Here is a 7,253-nt window from a genome sequence, read left to right as displayed (position 1 = left end):
TCAGTTCCGACCAGCGGAAACGGGCAGTTTTAGCTGTCCCACTACCATATCGTCAGAGTAAACGATCGGTTTATCCGATGGTTTTTGTCTGCGTTTCTGTTCTGAACTGAGGTTACCTATGTCATCACGCGATACGCTTCGTACCATCCGGCTCGAATCCATTTTCCAGACGGCGGTAAGCGACTTTGCCGTTGCCGATAGCGCTGTGCCCGCCATTGCGCCAGCCGCCACGCAAAGTCTGAGCCTTCCTTTCGCCACGCCGGGCCAGAGCCTGCCTGTCACCACGCTCTCCACCGAGTCACTGCATAGCAGCCCGCTCAATGGCAACACTCTGGCCACGGTGAAGAATTCGCCACCCGCCTGGCTGCAGCCCTATGAAGCGATCGCCAGTGATGGCGTGATCGCCGGCTGGGAAGCGGAAAAGCCGGTGCATCTGCGCGGCCGTGCGGAAGGAGAAGCGGGCTCCACCGTCACGCTGACCTTCAACGATCAAAGCTGGCACAGCACCGTTAATCAGTGGGGCTACTGGAATGCTTCTATGCCGGCCGACGCGCTGAAAGGCGTACCGGATGGCAATCACACGCTCACGCTGACCATTACCGATAAAGCAGGGCAAAGCACGGCAACCACCGTTGACTTTGGTCTCTATGTCGACCGCACGATCAAACCTACCCTGAGCGTGGACACGGTCAGTGGCGATAACGCGGTGAGTATTGCTGAGAGCATTTATGGCGTTGAGATCAGCGGCAGCGCAACGCACTTGCCGGTGGGGTCGAAGCTGACACTGACGCTGGGGACGCAAACCACCACCGCCAGCATGGGAAACGACGGTAAGTGGTATGGCACATTTCATGAAAGCGATATGCAGGCGCTTAAAGATGGGGTCTACAGCCTGAAAGTCACGGCGACCGATCCCAATGGAAACAGCGCCACCGAATATCACGATCTGACGCTGATCACCCATCTGAGTAGCCTGCCAAAAATTACCTTCGACAAGGTCACTGCGGACGATGTGATAAACCTGGCAGAAAGCCAGGAGGATCTGCTAATTAGCGGCACGCTCTCCACCGTGATGCCGGGCCATCGGCTGGTGATCAACGGTGCCAACCAGAAAGATTATGCCACCACGATAGCCGAAGATGGACACTGGCAGGTGGTGATCCCGGCAGCGGATGTGCACGCTTTTATCAACGTTGGGGAAATCCGCGCCTGGTCGATCGACGGGGCCAACAACTACACCAACGTCACGCATGAGCTGAATATCCACACCGGTTTTATTCCGATCTACACCGAAATGGATATCGGCGGTGACATGACGCTCAACTATCAGGAGGCGCAGCACGATCTGAGCTTCTACGTTGAAGGCGCCAACACCCTGGAGATCAACGGTAAAACCTACCAGCCCGATGCCAAAGGTATGGTAACACTGACCTCCAGCGAACTGCTGGCACTGCCGGATGGCCCGGTCGCCGCCACCTTTCACCGCTGGGATGAATATGGCAACAGCGACACCCAGACAAGTGATCAACTGTTTACCGTAGCCGTGCATCAGCGACCGACGCTGACCCTGGACACGGCTTTTGGTGATAACAAAATTGATGCTGCCGATGTCAACAGCTGGCATCTGATTCAGGGCAGCTCCAGTCATCTGCAACCGGGCAGCCTGGTGGAATTAACGCTGGGCGATCAGCACTACAGCGCCAGTGTAAAAGCCGATGGCGGCTGGGCGCTGACCATTCTGGCCGGGCAACTGGCACCGCTGGACGATGGTGAGTACCAGATGACAGTCAGCGGCAAAGACAGCGCCGGTAATCTGGCCAGTGCCAGCCAGACGGTGCAGGTGGCATCCCATACCGAAAGCGCCAACCCGCTGGAGGGTCAGACGGTGGACCAGTTGCTGGAGACTGTCAGCCTGACCCAGCAGGCGGAAACCGCGCACGTGGCGCAGGCATCCACTGCCGCCGCACCGCAGGAAAACCATCTGTTCTCCGATATTCCTTATACACTTGCCGATCACCTGCTGCAGCATCCTGCGGCACACCCGCTGGTCTGACGCGAAAACATTAGCAAACGCACTGCCTTCCGGACAGGTCTGTTAAGCCTGTCTGGATTGGCGTGGATGCGTTTAGTGATTATTTTTTGTCCTCTCAGGAGAAATATTAACGATTTCATCTGTTTTTAGCAGGAATAAGCCCGGGATATGATCTAATAATGTTAAAGGTCGTTTAGCGCCTCGCTTGCGAACCATAAATAAAATAATGCAATAAATGCGTCAGACGCTGAGTGGCACCCCTTTTTGCTCGCTTTGTTCACCAGGAAAAACACCATGATGATAAGAACCCCTGTTGGTATGGATAATGAACAAAGCGCGATTAACTTTTTTGTTGTGCGCCCTGAGTGGCGTTGCAGTGCACGCGGCCTTTGCCGCACCGTTACCTAAAGCCGAATTTAACTGGCGCGCCGCGCCCACCGAAGAGCAGATTGCCAGCTTAACGCTGCGCGACGCCATTCTTCGGGCCTTCGCCCGCAATCCGAAAATCTCGGAAGCGGCGGCACAGATCCATATCGGTGAGGGGGATCTTGATGCCGCCCGCAGCGCCTGGTATCCGCAGATCTCACTGCAGGGCGCGGCGGGACGCTCTCATCAGACTGACTCCGCCGGGAGCCTCAACAATAACGGCTCCGGTGGCATCACGCTCAGCCAGCTGCTCTACGACTTTGGCCGCACCGGCAGCGCCATCGATGAGCAGCACGCGCTGTCGGATGCTTATCGTTACAGCCTGTTCGATTCGATGACCACCGTGGCGGAAGATACGCTGCAGGCCTACCTTGAAGTCAAACGTTACCAGGCGCTGGCAGAAACGGCGCATACCAATATCGCCTCGCTGAAGCGCGTGCGGGATATCGCGAAGCTGCGCGCCGATGCTGGCCTCAATTCTCAGTCCGACGTGCTGCAGGCGGAAACCCGCATCGCCGCGATGCAGGCTACGCTGGAGCAATATCGTGCCCAGCACCGTTCCGCCACCGCGCAGCTGACCGTGCTGACCGGTGTGGTCCCCGCAACTCTGCCTGAACTGCCACAGGCGCTGCTTAAACAGCAGATCACCCTCGACAAAATCGCCTATGAAAGCAGCGCGGCGGTGCGCAGCGCGCAGTCGAAACAGGAAGCCGCTCGTGAACGTGTGCGCCAGGCAGAGTCCGGTCACTGGCCGACGATTAAAGTGCAGGCGGGCCGGACCCGCTATGAAAACGACCGTCAATCTTACTGGGATGATGAAGTGCAGCTGCAGGTGGAAGCGCCGCTTTATCAGGGCGGCCTGGTGAATGCGAAAACCCAGTCAGCCGAGGGCGATCGTGAAGCGGCGCAGGCCGCTATTCAGCAGGCTAAGCTCGCGATCAATCAAAACGCCTCTACCGCCTATGCCGACATGATTGGCGCGCAGCAGCGGCAGGCCGCCGGGGAAGTGCAGCTGGCCAGCGCCGACCATACCCGTAATGTCTACGCCGATGAATATCGCCTGAGTAAGCGCAGCCTGAACGATCTGCTTAGCGTGGAACAGGATGTATTTCAGGCTGACAGCTCACGCATCACCGCGCTTTACGATGGCTGGGACGCCACCGTGCGTTATGCCGCCGCGGTAGACAATCTGCTCGATATCATGGGTATCGATCGCCAGCAAAGCAGCGGCGATCTCCTTCCTTCGCTGCAATAGCGATAAGGCATTAATAATGAGTACATCAACCCTGAATACCGATAACTGGATTGCCGCCATGCTGCGTGTGGCTGCGCGATTCGGTAAACCTGCCGATGGCAAAACCCTGCGTCAGCAGATGCGCTGGTTTGAACATCTGCCGGTGTCACAGCAGCTGGAACGACTCTCCGGCCTGCTGGGACTGCATCTGACCATGGTGCCGCAGAACAAACTGCGCTGGCGTCAGGAGATTACCCCGGTGGTGCTGGTGCTGGAGAATGCCAGCGTGGCGGTGCTGGAGAGCATCGATTCAGACAACAGCGCGCGCTACTGGCTCAGTGAAGGCGGCGATGTGGTGCGTGAAAGCGCGTTATCAGAACTGCTGGCACGCGCCCAGGGCGATGTCGGCGTGATTGGCGTAGCGGCGCGTGGCCGTGATGCGCGCATCGACGAATTCGTTCAGCCTTATGAGCCACACTGGTTCTGGAAAAATTTTCGCGGTATGGGCCGCCGTATCACGGAAATTTCGCTGGCCTCGGTGATCAGTAATGTGCTGGCGCTGGCCGGTATTCTCTTTTCGATGCAGGTCTACGATCGGGTCATTCCGGCCCAGTCGCAGTCCACGCTGTGGGTACTGTTTGTCGGCGTGCTGATCGCTGCGGCCATTGAGTATCTGATCCGGCTGATGCGGACCCAGGTGTCAGACTTAATGGGCAAACGCATCGACCTGAAAGTCTCGGCCATGCTGTTTGCCCGGGCGATGAGCATACGTAATGAGGCACGTCCGAAATCGACCGGTTCGTTTATCTCGCAGCTGCGTGAGATCGACCAGGTGCGTGAGCTGCTCACCTCGACCACGGTAGGCGCAGCGGCCGATCTGCCGTTTGTCATCCTGTTCCTGTTTATCATGTCGTTTGTTGGCGGCTGGCTGGTGCTGATTCCGCTGGCGGCGATCCCGCTGATCGTCATTCCCGGTCTGCTGGTGCAGATCCCTATGGCACGCCTGGCCAAAGAGGGGCTGCGCGAGGGCGCGCTGCGCAATGCAGTGCTGGTGGAGACCATTGAAGGGATTGAGGATATCAAGGCGCTGCAGGCAGAACCCTATTTTCAGCGTCAGTGGGAGCAGACGCACGAAGTCAGCGCCTCAATCAGTAATCAGCAGCGGTTGTGGGGCGCGCGTCTCACCGGCTGGGCCGCGACTGTGCAGCAGCTCACCTATGCGGGCATGCTGGTATTTGGTGTCTATCTGGTGCTCGATTCGCAAATCACCACCGGTACGCTGGTCGCCTGCAGCCTGCTCTCATCACGCACCATCGCCCCGCTGATGCAACTGACCATGGTCTTCTCGCGCTGGCAGCATGCCAAAATGGCGATGAAAGGGCTGGATGAGTTGCTGAAGAAGCCGCTTGATCAGCCTGAGGCGACCACGCTGGCACACTGCCCGACGCTCACCGGCCAGTACGATCTGCGCAATGTGCATTACAGCTATGACGAAGAGAATGAAAAGAATGTGCTCAACGTTCAGCAACTGCAGATTAAGCCCGGTGAGAAGATTGCCATTCTGGGCAAAGTCGGCGCAGGGAAATCGACGCTGCTGAAGATCCTCGCCGGTCAGGCGCTGGCGACTCAGGGCAAAGTGATTGTCGATGGCGTCGATATTGAGCGTATCGATCCCACCGATTTACGTCGTCAGCTCGGCTGGCTGTCGCACGACTCTCGTCTCTTTTTTGGCACGCTGCGGCAGAATCTGATGCTGGGCAATCCCCATGCCAGCGAACAGGAGATGCTGCAGGCGCTGCGCATCAGCGGTGCGCTGTCGCTAGTCCAGCAGGATGCCGCCAGCCTGGACCGCATTATCAATGAAGGCGGGCGCGGGCTGTCGGGCGGCCAGCGTCAGATGGTGATGCTGAGCCGGTTGATCCTGCGTCAGCCGCAGGTGGTGTTGCTGGATGAACCCACCGCGGCGATGGATGAACAGCTGGAGGAGCATGTGATCCGTCAGCTACAGGGCTGGATCAGCGGCCGGACGCTGGTGCTGGTGACGCACCGTCCGGCACTGCTGAAGATGGTCGATCGTATTGTGGTGATGGATAACGGCCGGATTGTGGCCGACGGCCCGCGCGACGAGATCCTGCGCCGCGCGACGACACACGCGCCATCGCCAGCTAAGGGAGACACCGCATGAGTCTGGTTATTGTTGATAAAGATCTTGCCCGTCATGAACGCCGGACATCGGCGATTATCTGGCTCTGCACCGCCGCGCTGGCGATATTTCTCATCTGGGCGCACTTTGCCATTCTGGATGAGGTCACGGTCGGCACGGGTAAAGTCACCCCTTCCAGCCGCGCACAGGTGATCGACAGCCTGGATGGCGGCATCGTCAAACAGCTTAATGTGCATGAGGGCGACATTGTCGAAAAAGGGCAGGTGCTGGCGACCCTCGATCCGACGCGCTTCCAGTCGAACTTCGGCGAGGCGCAGGCCAAAGTGCGCACCCTGCGCGCCTCGTCCGAACGGCTGGAGGCGGAGCTGTCGGGCACACCGCTGACATTCAGCGCCGAAACGCTGAAGGAGCCGAACCTGGTGACGCGCGAACGGCAGCTCTACGAGTCGCGACGCCGTAATCTCACCGAAACCATCAGTAATCTGCAGCAGTCGCTGCGACTGGTGCAGGATGAACTGCGGCTGACGGAACCGCTGGTTGCCAAAGGCGCAGCAGGGCAGGTCGAGGTGATTCGACTGCGTCGTCAGGTCAGCGATCTGCGCGGCAAAATCGATGAGGCGCGCAATGACTATCTGGTGCGCGCCCACGAAGAGCAGGTGAAAAACAATGCCGAACTGGATGCGCAACTGCAAGTTGCCGCAGGCAAAGAGGATCAGCTGACGCGTGCCACACTCTATTCACCGGTACGCGGCATCGTTAAAGATATTCAGGTTACCACGGTCGGTGGCGTACTGGAGCCTGGCGGTAAACTGATGGAAATCGTCCCGCTGGAGGATCAACTGCTGATTGAGACGCGCATCAATCCACGCGATATCGCCTATATACGACCCGGTCTGGCCGCCACTGTGAAAGTGACCGCCTATGACTCCTCAATCTATGGCGATCTGCACGGCGAAGTTGAAACGGTCTCGCCAGATACCCTGCAGGATGAGGTAAAACGTGATCAATATTACTATCGTGTTTATGTACGTACCCAGAAAGCCGAGCTGACTAACCGTGCCGGACGAAAATTCCCGATCGTGCCCGGTATGGTGGCCAATGTGGAGATTAAAACCGGTCAGAAATCGGTCATGGATTATCTGATTAAACCCCTGAATAAAGTCAAAGAATCGATGCGCGAGCGCTGAAAATTCGCACCAGCTAAAATATCTGCCTGCTTAATTACGGTGATAAATTAACATGGCAGATATTTGGGCAATCAGGGCGCAAAGCGTGCGTATTTTAACAATATGTGCGGAAACAGACTGTAGTTAATTTAACCCGGTTAATAAAGTTTACGAAGATATAACGCAACGGCAAACAGCAGGCAAAAAAATGCCGGACAATTTGTCCGGCGG

The 7,253-nt window shown here is 57.5% G+C and carries 4 protein-coding genes; all 4 read left to right on the top strand.

The window, feature by feature from the left end; translation table 11 throughout:
- Nucleotides 1–118: 118 nt before the first annotated feature.
- The 4 genes from FOV68_RS04955 (at nucleotide 119) to FOV68_RS04940 (ending at nucleotide 7,043) form a co-directional block, all read left to right on the top strand.
- Nucleotides 119–2,053, top strand: coding sequence for an Ig-like domain-containing protein (locus FOV68_RS04955; protein WP_143990420.1), 1,935 nt, complete (start codon nucleotides 119–121; stop codon nucleotides 2,051–2,053).
- A 304-nt stretch (nucleotides 2,054–2,357) separates the two neighbouring features.
- Nucleotides 2,358–3,713, top strand: a complete 1,356-nt coding sequence (locus tag FOV68_RS04950) for a TolC family outer membrane protein (protein ID WP_010248373.1) — start codon at nucleotides 2,358–2,360, stop codon at nucleotides 3,711–3,713.
- Between the two features lie 16 nt (nucleotides 3,714–3,729).
- Nucleotides 3,730–5,877, top strand: a complete 2,148-nt coding sequence (locus tag FOV68_RS04945; RefSeq protein WP_143990419.1) for a type I secretion system permease/ATPase — start codon at nucleotides 3,730–3,732, stop codon at nucleotides 5,875–5,877.
- A complete protein-coding gene (locus FOV68_RS04940; protein WP_010248368.1) occupies nucleotides 5,874–7,043 on the top strand; it encodes an HlyD family efflux transporter periplasmic adaptor subunit in 1,170 nt (389 codons plus the stop codon). Before FOV68_RS04945 ends, FOV68_RS04940 begins: the two co-directional genes overlap by 4 nt.
- The last annotated feature ends 210 nt before the right edge of the window (nucleotides 7,044–7,253 follow it).

It is taken from the genome of Pantoea sp. paga (assembly GCF_007558755.1).
Classification (GTDB): domain Bacteria; phylum Pseudomonadota; class Gammaproteobacteria; order Enterobacterales; family Enterobacteriaceae; genus Pantoea; species Pantoea agglomerans.
Note: the sequence above shows the minus strand (reverse complement) of the source record. Positions and strands in the feature narration are given on the sequence as shown.

Coding starts and splice junctions, on each gene's coding strand:
- FOV68_RS04955 (WP_143990420.1), top strand. CDS start 119: ATGTCATCACGCGATACGCTTCGTACCATCCGGCTCGAATCCATTTTC.
- FOV68_RS04950 (WP_010248373.1), top strand. CDS start 2,358: ATGAACAAAGCGCGATTAACTTTTTTGTTGTGCGCCCTGAGTGGCGTT.
- FOV68_RS04945 (WP_143990419.1), top strand. CDS start 3,730: ATGAGTACATCAACCCTGAATACCGATAACTGGATTGCCGCCATGCTG.
- FOV68_RS04940 (WP_010248368.1), top strand. CDS start 5,874: ATGAGTCTGGTTATTGTTGATAAAGATCTTGCCCGTCATGAACGCCGG.